The 23,290-nt window shown below is 72.4% G+C and carries 10 protein-coding genes; 2 read left to right on the forward strand and 8 right to left on the reverse strand.

What is annotated here, in order from left to right:
• Positions 1 to 27 precede the first annotated feature (27 nt).
• The gene (locus tag CRP55_RS44910) at positions 28 to 3,933 is read right to left on the reverse strand and encodes a ThuA domain-containing protein (RefSeq protein WP_097328212.1); all 3,906 of its coding nucleotides are present in this window, start codon (positions 3,931 to 3,933) and stop codon (positions 28 to 30) included.
• Positions 3,930 to 4,961: a multicopper oxidase domain-containing protein gene (locus CRP55_RS44915; RefSeq protein WP_097328213.1), complete on the reverse strand. Its 1,032-nt coding sequence runs from the start codon at positions 4,959 to 4,961 to the stop codon at positions 3,930 to 3,932. The genes CRP55_RS44910 and CRP55_RS44915 overlap by 4 nt, the downstream gene beginning before the upstream one ends.
• A 172-nt stretch (positions 4,962 to 5,133) precedes the next feature.
• On the opposite strand from CRP55_RS44915, the gene CRP55_RS44920 reads away from it, so the two are divergent.
• Positions 5,134 to 5,856, forward strand: a complete 723-nt coding sequence (locus CRP55_RS44920) for a hypothetical protein (RefSeq protein WP_097328214.1) — start codon at positions 5,134 to 5,136, stop codon at positions 5,854 to 5,856.
• Positions 5,857 to 6,260: 404 nt separating this feature from the next.
• On the opposite strand, the gene CRP55_RS44925 is transcribed toward CRP55_RS44920, so the two are convergent.
• From CRP55_RS44925 to CRP55_RS44940, 4 genes are read right to left on the reverse strand one after another with little or no spacing between them, the layout of a single operon-like run.
• Positions 6,261 to 8,909, reverse strand: a complete 2,649-nt coding sequence (locus tag CRP55_RS44925) for an FtsX-like permease family protein (protein ID WP_097328215.1) — start codon at positions 8,907 to 8,909, stop codon at positions 6,261 to 6,263.
• Complete coding sequence (locus tag CRP55_RS44930; protein ID WP_097328216.1) at positions 8,906 to 11,971, reverse strand: FtsX-like permease family protein; 3,066 nt, start codon at positions 11,969 to 11,971, stop codon at positions 8,906 to 8,908. Before CRP55_RS44930 ends, CRP55_RS44925 begins: the two co-directional genes overlap by 4 nt.
• Positions 11,965 to 12,639, reverse strand: a complete 675-nt coding sequence (locus CRP55_RS44935; protein ID WP_097328259.1) for an ABC transporter ATP-binding protein — start codon at positions 12,637 to 12,639, stop codon at positions 11,965 to 11,967. The genes CRP55_RS44930 and CRP55_RS44935 overlap by 7 nt, the downstream gene beginning before the upstream one ends.
• Positions 12,640 to 12,647: 8 nt before the next feature.
• Positions 12,648 to 13,517, reverse strand: coding sequence for an ABC transporter ATP-binding protein (locus CRP55_RS44940; RefSeq protein WP_097328217.1), 870 nt, complete (start codon positions 13,515 to 13,517; stop codon positions 12,648 to 12,650).
• Between the two features lie 546 nt (positions 13,518 to 14,063).
• Here CRP55_RS44940 and CRP55_RS44950 point away from each other — a divergent pair.
• Positions 14,064 to 14,507 carry a Fic family protein gene (locus CRP55_RS44950; protein WP_097328219.1) on the forward strand — a complete coding sequence of 148 codons (444 nt, stop codon included), beginning with the start codon at positions 14,064 to 14,066 and terminating at the stop codon, positions 14,505 to 14,507.
• Here CRP55_RS44950 and CRP55_RS44955 read toward each other — a convergent pair.
• On the reverse strand, positions 14,482 to 16,308 hold the full coding sequence (locus CRP55_RS44955) for a WD40 repeat domain-containing protein (RefSeq protein ID WP_097328220.1): 1,827 nt from the start codon (positions 16,306 to 16,308) through the stop codon (positions 14,482 to 14,484). The two genes, CRP55_RS44950 and CRP55_RS44955, sit on opposite strands and share 26 nt — an antisense overlap.
• Positions 16,309 to 23,178: a non-ribosomal peptide synthetase/MFS transporter gene (locus CRP55_RS44960; protein ID WP_097328221.1), complete on the reverse strand. Its 6,870-nt coding sequence runs from the start codon at positions 23,176 to 23,178 to the stop codon at positions 16,309 to 16,311.
• Positions 23,179 to 23,290 lie beyond the last annotated feature (112 nt).

A 23,290-nucleotide genomic window follows, 5' to 3' on the forward strand; every position in this document is an offset into this window, starting at 1 on the left:
GCGCGGCCAGGATCAGAAGAAGCCGTTTCATAGAGCACGCACCCGGATGTCGCGGAAGTCGACCAGGTCGGTGTCGCTGTGGTTCTGCAGGCCGATCAGGCCCTCGGCGAACTGCCGGAGGTCGGTCGGCGGGTCACCGGCGCGCGAGGACTGCTTGCCGGGGGTGTTGTCGAACTCGTTGATGACCTTGCCGTTGCGGATGATCGTGTAGTGCTGGCCGACCACCTTGATCTCGTAGCGGTTCCACACGTTCTTCGCCGTCACACCGGCCGCGGCCAGAGGGTTGACGTCGAAGTTGTAGATGGAGCCGGTCTTCTGCGGCTCGCCGGTCTCGCCGTCGTAGATCTGCACCTCGTGGCCGCAGTAGATGGCCACCCAGGCCTGCGACGTGCGGGCCGAGCCGACCGTGCCGCAACTGCCGGCCGGTCGCTGATCGAGCGGGATCCGCGGGTCGGGGAACCTCGTGAAGACACCGCTGTTGCCGCGGGCGTCGCCGGGTGCGACGTCACGGAACTGCAGCGTCAGCGAGAAGTCCTTCAGCGGCTTGGTGTAGTACAGCATTCCGAGCCCGCCGCTGGGCCGCAGCGACCCGTCCGGCTGGATCGCGAACTGCCCGGTCGGCGCCTGCGCCCAGTCGGTCAGCGACTCCGGCGTGCCGTTGTAGAGGGAGACGTAGCCGGTGTGACCCTCGCGGCCGATCGGTGACGACGCGGCCGCCTTGGTCAGCGCGCCCGCCTCCCGGCCGTTGATGACCTTGTCGTCGGTCAGGCGCGAGGTCACCTCGGTGACGTGCCGGACGAAGGCGTCGTGCGAGGCCCACGTGCTCTCGTCGTCGATGAGGTCGTCGATGGTGCAGCCCTGGCCGACGACGCGGTTCGGCACACCCGAGTCAACAGCGTCCAGTCGTACGGTCGTAGCCGGATCCGCCACCGCGCATCCCACCGTGACTGTCGTCTTGACGGTCGCGGTCTGCCCGCCGGCGTAGGTGATGGTCAGCGTCGCCTCGTAGGTGCCGACCCGGGCGTACGTGTGCCGGGGGTTGGCCTCGGTCGAGGTGCCGCCGTCACCGAACGTCCACTTGTAGGAGAGACCGCCCGAACGGGAACCGCTGAAGGCGTACGTGAGCGGTTTGTCCTGCACGGCCACCGCGGTCGCGGTCGGCGCGGGCGTCGGCGCCCCACCCTGATAGGTGATCCGGATGAGCTTCTGGTTGGGGTGCAGGCTGAAGAAGCCGCCCGCGTAGTCGAGCATGTAGAGCGCGCCGTCGGGGCCGAACTTGGCGTCCATCCAGGACTGAAGCTGGTTCGCGCCGCCGCCGGCCGGGATGATGGCCCGCAGCGACTCACCGAACGCCGGTGGCGCCTGCTGGGGCACGCCGGCCGGGTCGACCGTGACCGCCACGCGGTTGGCCGAGTTCGACTGGTCGCCGATGAGCCACTTGTCGTTCCAGTACGCCGGCCACGCGACCGTGGAAGAAGCGTCGACCAGATCGCGGTGGTACGTCGGGCCCGACATCACGGCCTGGCCGCCGCCACGCAGATACGGCTGGGTGTACGTGGCCTCGGCCGCCTTGTAGCTCGGCACGCCACTCGCGTCGCGGGCCGGGAAGACCGGGCCGCCACCGTCCGGGGAGTACCAGATCATGTTGTTCTTGATCGGCGGCAGGTCGGTCAGGCCGGTGTTGCGCGGCGACTCGTTCTTCGGGCTGTCGCAGTCGTACCAGCCGGTCAGGATCTTGGCGTCGGTGTTGCTGCGATCGCGGTACGGCTGCTTGTTGCCCATGCAGTACGGCCAGCCGTGGTTGCCCGCCTCGGTGATGATCGTGGCGGTCTCGTACTTGGCCGGGCCCAGCTCCGGGCTCGGCGCCGACGCGTCCGGCCCGACCCAGCCGGCGGTCAGCCACTGCTTCTTCGGGTCGATCTGGAGACGGGCGATGTTGCGTACGCCCATCACGTAGATCTCGGGCCGGGTCTTCTCGGTGCCGGGCGGGAAGAGATTGCCCTGCGGGATCGTGTACGTGCCGTCCGCCTCCGGGTGGATGCGGATGATCTTGCCGTTCAGGTCGTTCGTGTTGCCGGCGGTGCGCCGGGCGTCCTGGAAGGACAGACCCTCGTACGCCTGGGTCCAGTTGTTGCCCGAGTAACCGTCCGAGCCGCCCGACGAGTTGCTGTCGCCGGAGCCGACGTAGAGGTTGCCCTTGGCGTCGAAGGCCATGCCGCCGCCCGCGTGACAGCAGCTGTGGATCTGCACCGGCCACTGGATCAGGTCCTTGCGGGTGCCCTGGTCGATGGTCTGCGCGGCCTTGTCGTAGGTGAAGCGCGAGACCGTCCGCTGACCGACCCGCTTCTGGCGGTCGATCGAGGCGTGCGGCATCCAGTACACGTACAGCCAGCCGTTCTCGGCGAACTTCGGGTCGGGCACGATGCCGAGCAGGCCCTCCTCGTTCTTGACCAGCTCGTCGCCGCTGCCCCGGTTGCCCATCACCGGCAACGTGGTCAGCAGCTTCACCTGCTTCGTGCCGGGATCGTAGGAGTGGATGGTGCCGCAGCCCAGGCCGACCTTCGGGTCGTCCCAGCTGACGATCGGGCCGCTCGGGCAGGCCGCCTTGCCGACGTAGAACACCGTGCCGTCGGGCGTGATGGTCAGCCCGTGCGGCTCGCCGATCTGGTCGAGCTCGCCGGTCTTGTTGGCCGCGGTCAGCCGCTCCACCTTGTAGTTGGAGGCGATCGTGGCCTGGCAGTCGCCGCGGACGATGCCGCTGGTCCAGCCGAGCGCGCCGGTCAGGTGCTTGCGGAAGGCCTCTTCGCCGTACGAGCCGTCGGTGTGGCCCATGCCGGTGTAGAAGGAGCGGCCGCCGTCGTAGTCACGGCACCAGGAGATCGGGTGGAACGGGCCGTTCGCGCCCAGGCCCGGGTCGTAGTGCCGCTCCTCGACCTGCGCGAGGGTGTGCACCTTGCCGATCGGGTTCTGATCCCAGTTGTTCCACCGGTCCTCGCGGGTGATGGTCAGCCCGAGGTCCTTGGTGGCCGGATGCTGCCGGTCGAGGATGTCGACCACGGCCCGGTTCACGGCCGGCGGGGGCGGCGCCTCGGTGGTGCCGGTGAACAGCCGCAGGTCGGCCAGCTGGATCAGCGGCTCACCGCTGTTGGCGGTGATGTTGAGGCGGTAGAACTTGAAGTCGGCCGGGTTGGCGATGTCGAAGCGCCGGATCTGGAAGCGCTCCGGGAAACTCTGCCCGGTGCGGCGGTCCAGGTCGGTCCAGGCCTCACCGTTGGCCGAGCCCTGCAACGTCCAGTCCTTGGGGTCGCGCCCGTCGAAGTCGTTGGCCGAGGTCAGCGCGTACCCGGTGATCTTGGTGGGCGACGCCAGCTCGTACCGGACCCAGCCGGTCGCCGTCCGGGTCAGCCACTTGGTGTTGGGGTCGCCGTCGGTGAGCTTCGAGCTGATCTCGTTGGGCGGGTTCTCGCCGCTCGCGGTGACCGCCTGGACCGGATGCGACACCGGGATGGCGCCGGCCGGACGGGTGCCGATCAGGCCGGTGAACCAGCTCGAGTCGAGCTGGGCGCGGGCCGCGTCGCCGATGCCGAGGAAGCCGCCGCCGGCGTTGACGAAGCCCTTCAGGGCCGCTTCCTGGCCGGCGTTCAGGGTGACGCCGTCGGCCGACAGGAAGACCACCGCGCGGTACGCCGCCAGGTCGCCCGCGTTGAAGTCCGCCGCGTCGGTGCTCGCGTCGACCTGGAGGCCCTGCGCGGCGCCGAGCTCCTTGATGGTCGCGGTCGCCTTGACGACCGGGTCCTGCTGCGCGGCGGCCGCGCCTGAGAAGACGAGGACCTTGGGTTTCGCCGGTTCCGCGGCCGCCGCCGCTGCTTCTCGCGGCGGTGCTCCCCCGATGGTTAGTAGCGCGGCCATCGCCACCGCTACGGCCTTTCTCATGAGCCGCTCCCTTCATGGACGTGGGTGGCCGCCGCCTTGTGCTGGTGGCCCTGGAACCGGTCGATCGCCTCCTGAGCGCCCGGCGGCATGCTGCCGTCGGCGTTGCGGACCAGGAAGATCCCGGCCATGCCGGTGTCCGAATGGGACTGCACGTGGCAGTGGTACATCCACGCCCCCGGCCCCACCGCCTCGCCGGCCAGCACCTGGAACCCGAACGAGCTGCCCGGGTTGAGGTCCTTGTTGTCGATCACCTGACTCGGGTCGGACGGGCCCTCGAGCATGCCGGTGCGGTTGTCGGCCCACCGGTGCGCGTGCAGGTGGAACGTGTGGAAGAAGTTGCCGTGCCCGATGGCGATCCACTCGACCCGCTGGCCGAGGTTCGCCTCGAACATCGGCGTGTTGGGCGCGGTCTTGTTGTTGATCTGCATGTCGTTGAAGACGACCGTCACCTGCTTGTCGGGCAGGATGTCGCCGCGCCGCCGCACGATCAGCGCGCCGTACAGGCCCTTGATGAGCCCGCCGGTGCCGTGGTCGGTACCCATCGCGTGATCGTGGTAGTGCCAGTAGCCGGCGCTGCCCGGCATGAACCGCCGCCCGCTGGTCGCGGTCATCTCGTGCGAGCGCCACACGTAGGTGCGGGTCTGACCGGGCTCGTTGTACGAGGCGTTGAACGGCGCCCCGTCCGAGTCGGTGCTGTAGTCGACGCCGTGCGGATGAATGCTCAGCCGCTGGTTGGTCGTGTTGACCAGGGTGATCTCGAGCGTGTCCCCTTCGTACATCTCGAGGATCGGCCCGGGGATCGTCGCCCCGCCCGGCGTCAGGCCGTAGCCGAACTGGTTGCCGGGCAGGGCCTCCGCGTAGATCGTGATCTTCCGGGTCACCCCGGCCGCGGCCTTCGCGGGCTCGCCCCGGGTCGTGGTCGCGACCGCGACCGCACCGCCCGTCAGGCCCAGAACCCCGGCCGCCGCCAGCAGCGACCGGCGCCGCAGCTGGGGTTGCTCGTCTAGATTGACAACGTTGTCTTCCATGCGCGTCCTCCGCCGTATCCCGGCCGGGCCGGGATTCCCACGAGTCGAGAGAGGTGTGCGAGTTACGGACTTTTTTCAAAAAGGTCAAAACTTTGGTCCGTTCCGAGCAACCTATGACTCATATCGACGAAAGTAAAGGTCTGCGATTGACCGGCGTCGCTACCTTGTCCGCATGGCCACCGTCGCCGCCCTCGTGATGTTCGTCGGCGTGGGCATGGTCGCCGTGTCCGGCCTCTTCGCCCTGTTCAGCGTGGGCGACCTGCGGCTACGGCGCCTGCTGCGCCAGACCCCGCGCACCCCGATCGGCTCGTGGCGCCCCGGACGGGTCGCGGCCGAGGGCGTCATCGAGTGCGGGCCGGCCGGGCGCCAGACGGCCCTCCTCAGCGGATCCGAGTGCGCGTGGTACGACGTGACGGCCACCTGCTACCGGGCGGGCGACAGCGACGGCGACCTGACCTGGCGTACGGACGTGGGCCGCACCCCCGCAGGTCCGGCCCTGGCCGACGCCACCGCCCGCGTCCCCGTCGACCCCGGCGTCTTCGCCGGCACGGCGACAACCGAGACCACGACGATGGAGTACGTCCACAAACGTCACTCCGTGCCGCCCGCGTGGATCCCGGCGACCATGGCTTCCCGCCTGAAAAGGGGCGACAGCGTGACCGTACGCGAGACCCGCCTGCCGCTGGGCGGCCCGGTCTTCGCCTTGGGCCACCTGGAGAACGGCGCGCTGGTCCGCCGGGGCCGCACGGTCTTCGCTGCCGGCCGCTACAGCGACGCGGTCGAGGCCAACGACGGCGACCTGAGCCTGATGACCGTCACCATCCCCGTCTTCTTCCTGGGCGGCCTGATCGTGGCCGGCGGCGCCCTCGCCGTCCTGGTGGCAGTCACCGACTGACGGCCCTCGTCGAGCACCGGCATACCTTCCACCGACGGCGGCGCCTCGGCTTCCCGCAGCGCCACGTCCTCCCGCGTCGCGCCGGCCTCCCCCGGCCCGACTTCCCGCACCGGCCTGCCGTTGGCCCGGCACCGCGTCAGCTTCCCGCCAGCGCCGGCCGAACCCCACCGCATCCGCGAACGGGAAGTAGCCGGGCGGTTGCGGCTCCCTGGGTCAGTGAGGCTTGCTCGTCGGCTTCCCTCCGCTCAGGGCTCGCCCGTCGGCTCCCACCCCGAGGCTCACCCAGGCAGCCCACCCACGTGAGGCTTCACCCCGTCAGCTCCCACCCCCGTGAGGCTTCACCCAGAGAGCTCGCGTGAGGCTTCACCCCGTGAACCCACCCCACCCGCGCGAGGCGAGCCCTGTCAGCTTCCGCCCGCGCGCAGGACCTCGCCCAAACGGTGGCGGCGGCGCAAGGTCGCCTCGACGGTGACGACCGCTGTCAGGGCCGCGAGCAACACAGCCGCCGCTATGACGGCGACCGGCCATGGGGTCGCCACGACGGGGTTGCCGGCCTGGGCGGTGAGCAGGTTCAGCGCGAGCGGGCCCAGAGTGACGCGGGCCAGCACGATGCCGAGCGCCGGGCCGCAGATCGCGGCGAAGAGCACCAGCGGCAGCAACTCGCCCGCGGCCACGCGGCGGGTGTCGCGGGCGCGCAGGCCGAGTGTGCGCAGGCGGGCCAGGGTCTCCCAGCGGGCCGGGGCGTTCGCGGCGGCGCCCAGCGCGAAACCGAGGACCGCGAGCGCCAGCAGCGCCGCCGCCGAGGCGTAGGCCAGCCGGGTCAGACCGGATGTCAGCGGCGCGGCGGCGCGGTCGCGCAGCAGGTCGGCCCGGACCACCGCCGTCCCGTCGGCGCCGGCTTCCCGGACCGCCCGCGCCGCTCCCGGCCCGAGCGCCCACACCGTCGTGGGTGCGGCGTCCAGGCCGGCGGCGGTTGCGGTGGCCGTGTCGATCACGATCACGTCGGTGGCGTCGCCGACGGCCGGCGCCGTGCCGACCGCGGTGAGGGTCAGGGCGGAAGTGCCGTCCCGTCTCAGGTTCACCGTCGTGCCGGCCCGGATGCTGTCGTCCCTCGTGCGGACCAGCGCCGGAATGGCGCCGCCACCACCACCGCCGGTGAGCCGCGCCAAGTCGGGCGCGTCGGGCAGCGGCGTGCTCGCGAGGAGCCGCTGGTACGCCGCGGCGTCGACGACGACCAGGCGCGGGCTGAACGCGAGCCCGTCCGCGACCACCTGAACGTCGGTGATGCGTGCGGCCACGACCTGCTTCACGCCGGGCGCGGCCGCGAACTCTTGAGCAGACCCGGCGCCGCCGGGGGCGATGTCGAAGCGGGCGTCGGCTCCCACGCTCCGCCAGGCGCCGTCGGCCAGGCCGCTGGTGACGGTGGCGGAGAGCACGAGGGCGAACGCGGCGAGGCCCACAGCCGTCACCAGCGCCAGCCCCGGCAGCAGCCGGGCCGAGGAGGCCGCCGCCCGCGCGGCACCGAAGACGGGCAGCGCCCGGCACCCGCGCAACGTCACCCCGAGCAGCCCGCGGGTCGCCAGCGGCAGCAGGCGGAGCAGCAGCAGGGCCCCTCCCAGCACGCCGAGCACGGGCGCCGAGGCCGGCAACACCGGGTCGCCGCCGATCCCCCGCTGGTGCAGGGCGACGAGCGCGCCGGCCGCGGCCGTCAGCACCGCCACGTCGACCGCGGCCCGCCGCAACTGGCTCGTGCGGCGCAGCCAGAGCCGTGCCGACCGGTTGGCCGGGACACGGCGGTCGCGGGTCGCCCGGGCCGCCGCGAGCGTGCCCAGGGCCGGCCCGGCGACGATCGCCGCCAGCGCCACCGGCAGCGCCCAGAGCACCGCCGCCCCGCCGGCCACGACGTACGCGAGCAGCACCCCGATCCCCGCCGCGGGCACCGCCACCGCGAGCGACTCGACCGTCAGCTCGGCCGCGAGGACGGGCAGCGCGCCGCCCCGTTCCCGGTACGCCGTCAAGGCCGTCAGCCGGCGGCGTGTCAGCAGTTCCGCGGTCAGCGACAGCACCAGGGCCGCCCCGGCCAGCACGGCCAGGAGCAGCACCGTCGCCTGCGCGGTGGCGGCCGTGATCCGCGCCTGCACCTCGTTCACCTCGGTGTCGAGGGTCGAGTCCCACCGCAGGGAGTCGTCGCGCACGCCGCTCGCGGCCGAGGTCGCCTTCAGGGTGGCCACGGCCGCGGCCAGCGACCGGGCCGAGTCGCGGTCGAGCTTGGCCGTGGTGGGGCTGAAGGTCACCGTACGGTCGAGTCTGTCCGCCGGAAGCAGGATCCGCGCGTCCGGCAGCGAGTCGGCCGAGAGCAGTCCCCCGAAGGAGTTGCCGCTCGGGGCGAGCAGCCAGGGAGCCATCCGCCAGCCGGGATCGCCCGCGTCGACGGGACGGAACACGCCGCTCACCCGTACATGAAAGCGATTGCCCTGCTCGTCCTTGACTTTGATCTGATCGCCGGGCGCGGCGCCGATCGTCCGGGCCGACACCTCCGACAGTCCGATCTGGACCAACCACGGCGTTCCGGGCCGCACCACCACCTCGCCCGGCGCCGTGGCGCGGGGCGGCCCGCCCGACACCCAGGTCGTGGCCGGGCCGTCGCTCTCGTCGTCGCGGACGAAGCCGAGGCGCAGGTTGCGTGGCGCGTCGCCGGTGATGAAAGCGAGAGGGCCGCTGGTGACCGTGGTGACCGGCGGGTCGAGGACGGCGAGTTGCTCCGGGCCGAGCTGTTCCTTGGCCGACCGGGGCAGGAAGGCGAGGTACTGCGCGAGGGCGGGTTCGCGCTGGTAGCCGTCCCCCATCGCGTAATTGCTGTCCCAGGGCGCGTGCACCCGCACCGTGGCATGAACAGAGTCGCGGAAGGTGTCGTCCTCGGTGGCGCGCTGCAGCGGCGGCACGACCGCGGCCAGCAGGCTGACCGCGATGACGACGGCCGCCATCAGCAGCAGCGGGGCGAGGTCGGCCCGGGCGCGTCCCCGGATCGAGGGCCAGTGCAGCGACGGCCTCACGACGCCACCCGCAGGTGGGCGGCGTCAGCCCGGCGGGCCTGCACGGAAACCGTTACGGTGACGATGATTCCGGCCGCGAGGATCAGGACCCCCAGGAGTACGGCCTCACCCGCCCACGGCCAGTGGGCGCCGACCGCGGGCACCGGCTGGGCGCCCGTGTCGGAGCGGATCATCAGCGGCGCCACGCCCCACGTCGCTAGCGCGCCGACCGCGGCCCCGGCCACCAGCAACGGCAGGATCACTCCGGCGTGTTCGCCGAACAGCGCCGCCCGGATCTCCCGGCGAGACACGCCCAGGCCGCGCAGGCGCGCCACTTCCAGGGCCCGGTCGCGCAGGTCGGAGGCGACGTGCAGCAGCACTCCGCCGAGCAGGAGCACGACCGCGGCGGCCACGAGCAGCCGCATGGCCGCCGGCTGGGCCGCCCGCACCGGGCTTCCGGTGAGGCGCGCGGCCTCACCGGCCCGAGAGGTGACCGGGCCCAGGCCCAGCGCTTCGAGAGCGCCGGTCTTCTGTGACCCGCCGACCCACCAGGCATTGACGGGCGTGTCGAGGTCGCCGTGGCTGATGAGGGCCTGGGACAGCAGGTCGAGGTCGGCGAGGACGGCAGGGGCGCCCGGCGCGGACGGCACGGTGGGGATCACCTCGGTGACTCGGGCCTGGACGGGCGTGTTGCCGTAACTCAGGCTCAGCGTGGCGCCACGGCCGGCGCCGAGGTCGTCGGCGAGTCGCCGCGAGATGGCCACGGGAACGGCTTTCGGATCGGGGAAGGACGAGGCGACCAGGAGCCGGCTTCCGTCGTACGGGTCGACGAACTGCACAACCGCATGCAGCCGCACCCGGTCTCCGGTCACGGTGACCGTCTGACCGCCGAGCTGGCCGGCCGGGTGCGCCGTCCACGACGAGGGCCCGGTGGCACCCGGAACGGTGAGCGTGGCGTCGAGAGCGGCCGCGGCGTCGTTCGCCACCCCCACCGGTTGCAGGGAGACGGCAACCAGCCGGAGTCCGCCCGCCGGCGCCGCGCAGACAGGGAGGGGATGGGCGCGGCCGTCGAGTGGGATTTCCGGTCCGGTGCAGGCCGTTCGCAGCCCCGCGCTGTCCTGCGAGACCAGCCGGGGAACCACGGGAACCGGCCCGCGGCCCGCCAGCGTGGGCACGGCCCTCGCCGGCAGGGCCAGCCCGTCCACGGCCGAGCCGGCCGGCGCGAGATCCGGGCCGACCGTCGCCCGGCCCCGGAGCAGCTCCCGCGCGTGGCGCAGGTCGACGGCGACGATCCGGGGCGTGGGGCCGGTGCCGCCCACCGACTGGCCGACGACGACCGGCCCGTGTGCGACCGGGCTGACCGTCCCGCCGGTGGCCGCTGCGATCACCGCGCCCTGCCCAGCGACCGGCGGAGCGTCGAGCTCGAGGGCGATGTCGGTGCCGACCGCCAGGTCGGCCTGGTCGTGCTGGGAGGCGCGCCAGGTGGCGTCGTAGGCGAGGCCGAAGGTGGCTGCCCCGCAGCCCAGCGCGATCAGCAGGCCGGCCGCGAACGCCTGCCGGCGCCGGGCCGCCTGCACGGCGGCCAGGGGCAGGACGAGCCCGCGGGCCCGGTCGGCGAGACGTTCGGCGAGTCGAAGCAGCGGCGGCAGCAGCCGCAGGGCGAGCGCGGCGCCCGCGGTGAGCAGCAGCGCGGGCGCGAGGACGCGGACGGCGTCGGCGCGCGTGCCGGCGTCCGGCGGCTGGGACCGCAGCTGCCACCAGCCGACCGCCGCGAGGGCGGCCAGCAGGAGGTCGGCGCCGGAACGGGCCAGCAGCTCGCGCCGCCCCCGCCGGTCACCGGCCCCGGCGGCCGGGCGGACCGCCAGGACCACCAGCAGACCGGCGAGCAGCAGCACGCCCGCACCGACCGCGAGAAGCTGCGGGAGAGCCACGCCGGGTTCGGTCGACAGCCCGGCTCCGGACAACGGCGGCACGCGGGTGAGGAGGGCGTGCAGGGCCGACGACGCCGGCACCGACAGGACGGCGGCCACCACGGCCAGCGCGACCGCCTCGGCGGCGGCGACGACCGCGAACTGGCCGCGGCCGGTGCCCATGGCCGACAGGAGCGAGGATTCCTCCGTACGAGCGGAAACCGCGAGCCGGCCGGCCAGAGTGAGTGCGATGGTCGTCAGCATGACGCCGATCAGCGTCAGCGCGAGCACCGCGGCCGTCGTGAGCCGTTGCTGGGCCCGGGCGTTGGCCAGGGTCTGCGGCAGCGGCGACGACACCCGCTCGATCTGCACCCGGTCGGCCAGCGCCCCCGAGAGCCGCCGGTCGGCCTCGCCCAGCGTCGACGCGATGGCGTTGAGGTCGCGGCTGTTCGGGGCGGACAGGTCGGGGTGGGCGGTGATCTCCAGGCGCTCGATGGCCGAGCCGCCGGTGAGCAACGCGGTCAGGTCGACGATGAACGGCCCGTACGCCTGCACCTGGCGGGCCGAGGTGGCGTTCGGCGGATCGGCGCTGAACCCCTTGCCCTGCAACGGGTCGCGGTCCCAGCCGCCTTGCGGCAGCGGCCGGACGATCCCGGACACGGTCACCGTCACGGGCGGCGCCCCGTCGATCCCCAGCTCCTGGCCGAGCGTGACCCGGCTGCCGGGACTGAGCCCGAGCAGCCGCGCCGTGCTCTCCAGCACGGCCGCCTGGCCTTTCCGCGGCCAGCTGCCCGTCACGAGCGTGGCCCGAGAGGCAAGGTCTTCGATTCCGGAGAGGTACGCCTCCCGGTCGCTCCCGCCGGGCAGCGCCCGCATCACCGACGACGCGCGGGCGGCGGTCGACACCTCGAACGGGGCGACCGCCGAAACCAGCACCCGCCGGGTGTCGGCGGCCACGGAGGCGGCGTCGCCGGCGGCGATGGTGGCCGTGTAGGCGACGACCTCGGCCGCCGCCGGGTCGTCGCGAATGGCCACTTCGAAGGCCCGGTCCGACGTACGGGTGACGAGCAGCGCACAGGTGCCCAGGAAGGTCGCGCCGATCGTGAGGACGGCCAGCAACGACAGCAGAAGGGACCACTGGGCGCGGGCCCGGCGAAGGAGCAGGGTCAGCAAGGATCGGCCTCGACCCGGCCGTCGGCGATCCGGATGACCCGGTCGGCCAGCTCCATCATCACCGGGTCGTGGGTGGAGACCAGCGCCGTGACGCCTTCGGACTCCACCACACCGCGCAGCAGCGCCATGACCGACAGCCCGGTCTCGGCGTCGAGCTGCCCGGTCGGCTCGTCGGCGATGAGCAGCCGCGGCGAGGCGGCCAGCGCCCGGGCGATGGCGACCCGCTGCTGCTGCCCGCCGGACAGCTCGCCCGGCCGCTGCTTGGCGTGCCCGGCCAGGCCGACCAGGTCGAGCAGCAGGGCGACGCGGCGCTCCCGTTCCGCCCGCTCGGCGCCGGCCAGCCGCAACGGCACGGCCACGTTCTCGGCGGCGGAGAGGACCGGAATCAAACCGAAGGTCTGGAAGACGTACGAGACCCGCTCGCGCCGCAACCGCGACAGCCCGTCCTCGTCGAGCGAGCTGACGTCCACCCCGTCCACGGCGACCGACCCGGCGTCGGCCCGGTCGAGCCCGCCGATCACGTTGAGCAGCGTGGTCTTGCCCGACCCGGACCGGCCGACCAGCGCCACCATGGTCCCCGGCTCGACCGCGAACGACACGTCGCGCAGCGCGTGGACCGCACCCGCGCCCTTGCCGAAGGTCCGCCGCACCCCTTCGACCCGCAGCATCGGCGCGCTCACGCGTCGGGCCGGATCGTCACGTGGTCCGGTTCGAGGGCCAGCCGCACCCGTCGGGTCAGCGCCAGCGCCTCCCGATAGTCCCGCGGCACCTGAATGCGCCCCGCCCGGTCCATCACCGCGTACTCCTCAGCGATCACATGGGTGCCACCGTCGGCCGCGGTGGCGGTCCGCCGCAGCACCTCACTGCTGGTCCGCCCGTCCCGGATGGCCACGGTCCGCTCGACCTGCCCACTGACGGCCGCGTCGTGGGTGACCACTACAACGGTCACGCCCAGCTCCCGGTTCACATCACGCAGAGCCCCGAACACCTCGGCCGACGTCGCGGTGTCGAGCTCACCGGTCGGCTCGTCCGCGAACAGCACCCGCGGCTCATTGGCGAGTGCGGCCGCGATGGCCACCCGCTGCTGCTGCCCACCGGACAGCTGCCCCGGCCGCCGCCCCGCACAGTCGGCGATGCCGAGCATGCGGAGCAGCTCAGCGCCGCGCTTGCGCCGCACGGCTTTGGGCGTACGGGCGGCCGTCATCGGAAGGTCGACCATCTGCTCAGCCGTCAGATAGGGCACCAGGTTGCTGGCCGTCTGCTGCCGCACGAACCCGACGGTGTGCCGCCGGTACCGCACCCGATCGGCCCGCGACATGGAGAGCAGATCCCACTCCCCCACCCGGGCGCTGCCGGCGGTAGGCGCGTCGATCCCGGCCAGGATCGACAGAAGCGTCGACTTCCCCGACCCCGAGGCCCCCACCACCGCGATCATCTCGCCGCTGTTCACCGCGAGATCGAGCCCTTGGAGCGCCTGCACTTCGATGGGCCCGCTCTGGTAGATGCGAACCAGACTTTCGCACACGATCAGCTCAGCAGCTGACATCGTTGTCGGCGACACAGCCCCGCCCTCCCCGTGAAACACGAGCGGCACGTTACCCCTGACCGTCCACCCTCGGACTGACAGCCCTCAAAACCTGGTTTCACCAGCCCCAACACGGATCATTTGCGTGCTCAAGAAGCGACCACCGCGTCATCCAGGAAATCAACGAGCTCCGCCACCAGCTCCGCATCTACTTGCACGAACCGCGGCGGTGGAAGGGACAACTACGGCGCAACCTGAAGGCCCGGGCAGTGCGCGGGTCGAACAGCATCGAGGGCTACGACGTCAGCCTCGACGAGTCTCTGATCCGCAGCCTGCACTTCATGATGCTGGGCCACGACCTGGCGAAGGGCCCGGGCCACTACCGGCCGGGGCAGATCTTCGTGCACGACGAGGAGAACAACCGGAAGGTGTACGAGGGTCCCGAGCCCGAGGCGGTGGCGGCCCTGATGCAGGAACTGGTGACCGACCTCAAGAACGGCGCCGACGACTGCCCCGTCTTCGTTCGAGCCGCCATGGCTCGGCCGGAACACCCAGGACTACTACGCGGTGCTGGCCGACGTCGGAGCCGGGTCCTGGCAGCCCGAGCGCGACGCGACCAACTGGGTCCGTCTCAACTTGGTCGCCCATCACATGCAGGCCCAGACGGTCCTGCGGCGGGTGGACGACGTGAGCAAGACCTGGCTCGAGCTCGAAGGCATCGTCAAGCAGCACCGGCTCCCGGAGCGGGCTCTGTTCGCGCTCTACACGGCCTCCCTGGGCCTGAAGGTGCGTCGGACGGTGTACGAGAAGGACGCGGAGATCGAGGTCGGCACGGCGAACCGCGACCTCCGCCTCTTGGTGAGCGCCGGCCTCCTCGCACCGCAGGGCGAGACCAAGGGCCGCTACTACGTGGGAACACCGGAGCTGCGGGACATCCGGAAGGGAGTGGTCGGCGAGCGCCCCCAGCCGCGGAATCCCTACGGGACTAGTCGGCCGCGCCGAACGGTGTGATGGTCAGGCTGCCGTCCATGTGACCGACCGCCAGGGCGGAGCGGCCCCCTGGAACCTCCACCACGACGGCAGACCGCGCTTGTTCGACGTCGGCGAGGTGACTGCCGGTGAGGGCGTCCCAGCACCGGACCGTGTCCTCGTGGGCGACGGCGACGACTCGCTCGGGGACGGCGCCGCTGAGGCTTCCCGTGGTTCGTTCCGAGAGGAGCGCCTCGCCGGTCAGCGCGTTCCAGCGGAAGACTTCACCGGCGTCGTCCACGGCGACCAGCAAGGTGCGGCCGCCTGACAGCGACCGGACAACGAGCCGTGTCACAAACGATGCGGCGACCGGCAGCGGCGAACCGATCCGCTCGCCGGTGGCGGCGTCATAGCGCACGACCGTCCGGTCCTCACCACCCGCGGCGAGCAGGACCCTTCCGTCCGAAAGTGTTGCCACGGCGACGGCCAGGATCGGGGATTTCGAGGCGGGAAGCGGCGGCCGGAGCGCTTCGCCGGTCTCCGCGTCTACCAGGTGCACGTGACCGTCGGCCGCGCCTCCGGCGAAGAACACCCGCCCGTCCGGCCAGGCCCCCGCCGCGACGTCCCAGACGGTCTCCCCGACCGGGTCCACCTCCGGGTCGGCCTCGTTCAGGGCGTCGACCCGCAGGATGCCGTCCTCGACGCCGGTGGCCACGACGAGCCGACCGGACGGTGACCACGCCGCGGCCAGACCGTTCCCGGCCCGCGCCACGAGGGGCGGGTTGCCGGCGACCGCGTTCCAGCACCGAATGCCGTCCCGGCCGGCTGACACCAGGACCGCCGGCTCCCCCACTGCCGCGGTCAGCTGGTCCACCGCGGAGGGATGACCGTCGAAGTCCTCACCGGCCGGGCCACCGGACTCGTCCCACCGGCGCAACCGGCCCCTCTCCTCGCCGGTGACGCACAGCGGACCCTGTTCGGACGGCACGACCGCGATCGCTGTCACCGGCCCTGGCAGCATCGTGGCGACCGGGTCCGGATGGGACAGATCCCATCGCCACGGTGTGCCGCTCTGGTCGACCGAGAAGAGGATCGGCCCGTCCGGGGCCATCGCCAGACCGCCCTGGTTCAGCCCGCTCGACCGGTGTGGCAGCGATCGGAGCACCTCGCCGCTGTTCGCGTCCCAGAAGTGGAGCGGGCCCTCGAATTCCTGGCCGATGAGCAGATCCCGCCCGTCCGGCGCGGTGGTCCAGCCCAGAGCGGTGACCGGCCGGCCGTGCCCGGCCAGCGGAGGTCCCACCGGCTCCCCGGTCGTGGCGTCCCACAGCCGGAGCGCACCGCCGTTGCCGCTCGTCGCCACCAGCACCCGGCCGTCGCGCAGACGGCTCACCGCGATCGCCAGCAGCTGTCCCGCGTTCGCGGTCCACCGCCGGCCGACCGCCTCACCGGTCATCGCGTCCCATCGGCACACCGTTCCCGCCGCCGATCCGGCGACCAGCAGAGCGGAGCCCTCCTCGGCGAGCATGGCCACCGGCCCCAGACCCCCGATCGGCAGCCACTCGGAGCCCGGCGCGCGGAGCCGCTCACCGATCTCGTCACCCGACGCGAGGTCGAAGCGGCGTATGGCAGTGCCGTCGGCCCAGATTACGAGCCCGGACCCCACGGCCCCGGCCAGACCGAGGAAGGCGGCCCGGCCGTTCACAGCCACACGGAAGTCCCCGGCCGCCCCGGTGTCCACGTCCCACGATCGGATCGTGCCGTCACCGCCGGCGCTGAGCACGACCGAACGGCCTCCGGCGACCGCGTGGACCGGCGCCCGATGAGCGATCCGAACGCCTCTCATTCACACCTCCGAAGATTGCTTCTCGAGAAGCTCGTCGGCCTGGCGTTGCAGGGTGTCACGGTCGCCGACCTCGGCCGGGGGCAGGGCGTCGGGCAGGGAGTCCTCGACGAAGTGCACGCGGCGGTCGTACCAGCCGCGCACGCACCACGCGATCTGGAGCAGGCCGCTGACGAAGACCAGCAGGGCCAGGCTACGGCCCTCGCCGGTGCCGAAGACGGAGCCGACGGTGCCGGCGAGCGCGCCGCCCGGTGCGAGCAGCGGCTCGACGTAGCGCTCGGCCAGCGGGCCGACGATCAGGTAACCGACCGGCATCGTCAGCATCATCAGCGTCAGGAAGACCGCCAGGACGCGGCCCTGCAGGTCGAAGCCGACCTTGTTCTGCACGACCGCGATCCAGTGCGACTCGGCCAGCACCTCGCCGAACGTCAGCAGGAACATGCCGGCCACGGCCGTGACGACGCCGCTCCCGGCCCCGATGACCGTCATGCCCAGGCTGGACACCCCCATGAAGACGATCATGCCGCTGGCCCGGCGGGCGGTGCCGCCCCAGAGCGTCATCACCAGCGCGCCGGCCAGGCCGCCGATGCCGCCCGCGCTGAGCACGGCGCCCAGCGCCAGCGGCGAGTGCTCGATGAGCAGCAGCGGGGTGATGACGGCGAAGCCGAGCGTGTAGAGGACGTGGTCGACGACGAAGTAGCGCAGGACCGCCCGCAGGCCGAGGCGGCGGCTGAGGTAGCGCCAGCCGGCCGCCATCTCCGTACGGAAGGACTCCTCCCGCCGCCGCCACAAGCGATCGGGGAAGCGCACCCAGAGCAGGGTGAGCACGCCGGTGAGGAACGAGGCCACGTCGACGAGCAGGACGCCGGTCAGCCCGACCACGCCGAACAGCGCCGCGCCGATCATCGGGGCGAACGTCGTGCCGGCCGCCACGCCGAGCTGGGTGATGCCGACGGCGTGGCCCAGATAGCGCTTGGGCACCAGTTGCGCGACGGCGGCGAGGTAGGCCGGGCGCTGAAAGGCGCCGGCCAGGGAGGTGACGGAGACGGCCAGATAAAGATGCCATTCGTGTACGGTGCCGGCGAGCATCACGGCGACGACGGCGGCCATGGCCAGGGCCGCGGTCAGGTCGCCGGCCAGCATGACGCGGCGCCGGTCCCACCGGTCGGCCACGGCCCCGGCGAGCGGGCCGGCCAGGATGCCGGGCAGCAGGCCGATCGCGCTCAGCACGGCGAACTGGGTCAGCGACCCGGTGCGCTGGTAGACCCAGATGCTCAGGACGAGCGAGCTGAGCCCGCTGCCGACCAGCGACACGAACTGCCCGAGCGCGACGACACCGAACCGCTTCACGCTCGGCTCGGCGGCCTTCGTCGCCGGTGGCGCTTTGTCCCGCCCGCGGGAGGGCCCGCCGAGGCCGGTCAGGACGGCGGCCAGCTCCTCCGCGTGCGACTTGATGAAGAAGTGCCCGGCGTTCGGAAGCACCTTCAGGTCCACATCGGATGCGAAGTGCTCCCATTCGCGATAGCGCTCCCGGTAATGGTCGGTGACCCGGTCGCGCTCGCCGATCACGCTGACCACCGGCGCCTTCAGCAGGGGCGCGGGCGTGCCGCGATAGGCCGCCGTGAAGTACTCCTCGGCGTCGCGCTCGTCGTGCTTGACGTTGCGTACGACGAAAGCCTGTTCCGCCGGATCGTCGACGTCGGTGAAACCGCCGCGCCCGCGCAGATATTCGATGTACTCCCGTTTCGAGCCCATGCGCTGGATCCGGGTGAACCAGTCGAGGATCGGCCCCGTGAGCCGGGCCGTCGGCAGGCCGGCGCCGAGTCCCACGCCGGCCAGGTCGAGGCCGGCCGCCTCGGCCTGCCGGGCGATCTCGACGGTGATGGCCACGCTGAGGCAGTGGCCGTAGAGCACGAGCGGCCCGGTCAGGTTCTTCATCTCGGTCACCACCCGCTCGGCCACCCGCGCCGCCGGTTCGAGCGGCTCGAACGGCCGGTTGCGGTCGTGGCCGGGCAGTTCCACGGCGTGCAGCGCCCAATCCTCGGGCAGCGCGTCCGCCAACGGCTGATATGCGATGGCGCTGCCACCCGAGTACGGCACGGCCACCACGGTCCGGCCGCCAGGGGAGACGTCGTGTCCCGTCAGCCGATAGAGCAGCGGTCGCCGGTCCGCTTCGGCCACCGCCGAGCCGTGCCGCTCGTCGAGGAGCGCGGCCAGACTTCGTACCGTCGGATGTTGATAGAGGTCGACGAGAGCCGGCGCCGGATCGATGCGCCGCACCAGCTTGACCGCCGCGAAGGAGTCACCGCCGACCGCGAAGAAGTTGTCGTCGATGCCGAGCTCGTCCAGGCCGAGCGTCTCCCGCCAGGCCGCGACGAGCCGCTTCTCGGTGGGCGTCCGGGCCGCCGCGGGCCGGCGCGCGGGATCCTCGGCCGGCACCGGCAGCCGCTTCCGGTCGATCTTCCCGTTCGGGCTGAGCGGCAGGGCGTCGAGGAAGACGATCCGCGCCGGCACCATGTGCGTGGGCAGCACCTTGGCCAGCGCGTCCCGCACATCCTGCTCGCCGGCGCCGGCCGCCCTCTGCACCACGTAGCCGGCGAGCTGCGTCAGGCCGGAGGCGCCCGGGTGCACGGCGGCGGCACACGAGGCCACCTCCGGCAGGGCGCCGAGCGCGGCCTCCACCTCACCGAGCTCCACCCGGTAGCCGTTGATCTTGACCTGGTCGTCCAGGCGGCCGAGGAAGTCGATCAAGCCGTCGCGGTGGTAGCGGGCGGCGTCGCCGGATTTGTACATGCGCGCGCCGCCGCCCGCGAACGGGTCGGCCACGAAGCGCTCGGCGGTCAGCTCGGGCCGGTCGAAGTAGCCGCCGGCCACGGCGAGCCCGCCCAGATACAGCTCCCCCACGACCCCGGGCGGCACCGGCTGGCGGTGCTCGTCCAACACGTACACCCGGCAGTTGGGAAAGGGCCGTCCGATCGGCAGCGGCGCTTCGGCCGGCAACCGGGAGACGTCACCCTCGAAGAAGGTGCTGTCGGCCGTCGCCTCGGTGACGCCGTACGCGTTGACGACCCGCCCGGCGAGCGCCCGCGCCCGCCGGAACTCGCCCACGTGCCACTTCTCGCCACCGCAGATGAGCAGGCGGACGAAGCTCAGGTCGGCCCCGGTGTCCTCGACGTGGTCGAGAAGCATGCGCAGGACGGCCGGCACGATCTCGGTGCACTCGACCCGCTCGGTGCGCATGAGGTCGTAGAACGCGGCCGGGTCGAGCAGTGTCTCCCGCGGGACGACCACGAGCCGCCCGCCGGTGCACAGGGCCCGGAACGTCTCGCAGACGAACATGTCGAACGAGAAACTGGCCTGCTGCTGATAGGTCCAGTCCGGGCTCAGATCGTAGGCGCGCTGCCACATCCGTACGGCGTGGACGAGGTTGCCGTGACTGACGACGACACCTTTCGCCCGGCCGGTCGAACCCGAGGTGTACATGACATACGCCGGGTCGCCGGCGACGGTGACGAGAGGTGGGTCGGTCTCGGGGAATTCGTTCGTACGGCGGGGATCCAGCACCTCGACGCCATCGAGAACCCCGTCGTCCCGCGTCACCAGCATCCGGGATCGGCTGTCGGCCAGCATGTACCGCAGCCGGTCCGGCGGATACGCCGGGTCGAGCGGCACGTAGGCCGCTCCGGCCTTCAGCACGCCCCACATGGCGGCGAACAACTCGATGCCCCGGTCGAGGCAGATGGCCACACGGTCGCCCGGCTGCACCTCGTGCGAGCGGAGCGCCCAGGCGATCCGGTTCGCGCGGGCGTTGAGCTCCCGGTAGTCGATGGTCTCGCCGAGGTGGGTCAGCGCCGGCGCGCCCGGCGTGGTGGCCGCGATGTGCTCGAGGAACTGCTGAACGGCGACCTCACCGGTCAGCTCGAAAGCCGTGTCGTTCCACTGCCGCAGGATGAGGTCGCGCTCGTCCTCGCCCAGCATCGGCAGGTGGGAGACGGCCGTCTCCTCGTCCCGCGTGCCGGCCGCGACGAGGGCGAGCAGATGCCGGGTCAGCGCCTCGATCCGCTCACGGTCGTAGAGCTCGGTGGCGTAGTCGACGTTCAGCGTGGCGCCGTCCGCCGACAGATCCAGCCCGATCGTCAGGTGGTCCATCGTCGCGCTCGGCCCGGCATCGCCGGCATAGCGCAGCACCCCCGAGTCACCCGGCGGCGTGTTGTGCACGATGAGCACCACGGGCCCGAGCCCGTTGCCCCCGTTGAGATCGCGCCGTCCCGCCGCGGCCAGGATGTCGGGGAACGCGACGTCCTGATGCTCGAGGTCGGCGGTGACGGCCTCTCCCGTACGGGCGATCAGCTTCCCGAAGCTCAAGTCGCCTTCCACCGCGCCCCGCACCGGGATCACGTTGATGGCCATGCCGATGTGGCTCTCCAGCCCCGGCCGGGTCCGCCCGGCCACGGTCGCCAGCACCGTGACGTCCTGCTTGCCGGTGTAGCGGTACAGCAACGTCTGGAGCCCCGCGAGCAGCACCACGAACAGACTCGACCGCTGTTCCCCGGCGAAGCGCCGCCAGCCTTGCACCTCAGCCGGCTCGATCGTCAGAGAGTGCCGCGCCGCCGTGTAGACGGGCGCCGGCGGCCGCGCCCGGTCGGTGGGCAGCTCGGCACCCAGGTCCACCCCGTCGAGCCGCTCACGCCAGTAGCCACTCTCCGCGTGCCGCTCGGGTGGCGCCGGCAGCGGCGCCCGCTTCCCGGCCGGGCCGTTCCCCCGATAGATCTCGGCGAGCTCGGCGCCGAACAGCCCGGCCGACCAACCATCGAAGACAAGGTGGTGCACGGCCACCAGCAGCTCCCGGCCTCGCAGATGCGCCCGGATCAGCGGCGCCACACCCAGATCGAACGCCTCACCGGTCGCCGCTTCGCCTTCGGTCACCGCGATGGTGACGGCGTCCTCGAAGACGAAATGCGGGTCGTCGCCGATGGTCGTCACCCGGGCCCGCAGCATCGGATGCCGCCGGGCCATTTCGCCGAGCGCCCGCCGCAACCGGGCCGGCTCCACCGGCCCGTCGAAGCGGTAGCGGATGCCGAGCGTGTGCACGGGGCGGTCGGCGCTGATCTGCTCGGCGACCCAGAACTCGCGCTGCAGCGGCGTCAGCGGCAACGGCCGGCCCACGTCCCAGGCCTCGGGCTCGGCTTCCGGAGCGTCCCGCCCGCCGTCGACCACGGCGGTCAGCGCCGGCAGGGTGAGCGCGGCGTAGAGGTCGGTGAGCGTCAGGGCGACACCGAACTCCCGCCGCAGCGCGCTGAGCAGCCGCACGGCCACCAGCGAGTCGCCGCCCGCCGCGAAGAAGTCGTCGGCGTCGCCCGGCAGCAACCGTCGCCACAGCCCGGCCACGCCGGTCGCGTTCGAGACGGGCCGCGGCGGGCCGGCGGCGGTCAGGGCCTCGCGGTCCGTCTTGCCCTGAGGCGTGCGGGGAAACGACGTGTGCGCGATGAAGGCTGCGGGGATGAGGTGCGGGGGAAGCTCGGCGATCAGCATTTCCCGTACGGAGGAGACGTCCTCGCCATTCGTCAGAAGGTGGGCCACGAGGCGGTCGCCGTCACCCAGCACCACGGCGTCGATCACCTCGGGGTGGCGGCGCAGGGCGGCCTCGACCTCGCCCGGCTCCACACGGAAGCCCCGGATCTTCAGCTGCTGGTCGAGGCGGCCCAGGTATTCCAGTTGGCCGTCGGGAAGCTGCCGGACGCGGTCGCCGGTGCGGTATTCCCCGTTCGGGAAGCGCTCGGCCGTCAGTTCCGGCCGGTGCAGATATCCCGTGGCCACGAACGGGCCGCCGATGTGCAGTTCGCCTTCTTCCGCCGGGGCGCCGCCGGGGTCGAGCACCCGGCACCGGACTCCCGCCAGCGGATGGCCGATCGGCACCGGCCCGTCGCCGGTCCAGGTGGTCAGGTCGGCCACGGTCACCACCACGGTGGTCTCGGTCGGGCCGTAGGTGTTGAGCAGCCGCACCCGGTCGCCGGCGGCACGCTGCCATGCGTGCACCGCCGAGGACGGGACCGCCTCACCACCGATGATGACCGTGCGGACCGTCGACGGCAGTTCCGCCTCTCCGCTCCTCAGAGCGCCGAGCACTTCCAGCCAGTACGAGGTGGGCAGGTCGAGCACGGTCACACCCAGGTCGGCGCAGCGCCGCAGGAACAGATCGGCCCGGCTGATCATCTCGTCGTCGCGGATCACCACTGTCGCACCGGCGACGAGCGGCACGAAGATCTCCTCGACGCTGGCATCGAAGCTGATCGGCGCGAAATGCAGCCACCGATCGTCGGCGCCGACCCCATACCGCTCGGCCGCCGCCACACAGAAACTGGCCAGCGCCCTCCGCGGCACCAGCACAGCCTTGGGCCGCCCGGTCGATCCCGACGTGAAAATCGCATAGGCCGCCGCTTCCGCGGCACCCGCGCCAAGCGATACCTCTCCCGCCCCGGGGTCATCGGGGAACGGCACTGTGGGTGGGCCGGCGGCCGGCAGGACCGGGTTGCCCAGGATCAGGCGCGGGGCCGCGTCCTCGACCATCGCGGCCAAGCGGGACCGCGGGTAGGACGGGTCCAGCGGGACGTAGGCGGCGCCGGCGCTCAGGATGCCGAGCATGGCCACGACGGCGTTCCGGCCCCGGGGCAGGGACAAGCCGACCAGGTCGCCCTCGACCACGCCCGACTCGCGCAACAGGCCGGCCACGCCGAACGCCCGGGACACCAGGTCGGCGTAGCTGAGGGAGCCCTCGCCGTCGGTCAGGGCGGGCGCATCAGGACGGCGGTGGGCCTGGGCGGCGATGAGCGTGAGCGGATCCGGGGTGGGGCCCGCCGGGGCGACGAAAGGCATGCGCGCCACCCTCGGGAACAAAGTGGACGATCGCACCAACGGCGGATGATCGCGTCTTGAATTCGCCTGACCTGGGACCGTTTCGGGCGCGCACCACGAATTGGCTGCTCAC

It is taken from the genome of Paractinoplanes atraurantiacus (genome assembly GCF_900215205.1).
In the GTDB taxonomy this organism is placed as follows: domain Bacteria; phylum Actinomycetota; class Actinomycetes; order Mycobacteriales; family Micromonosporaceae; genus Actinoplanes; species Actinoplanes atraurantiacus.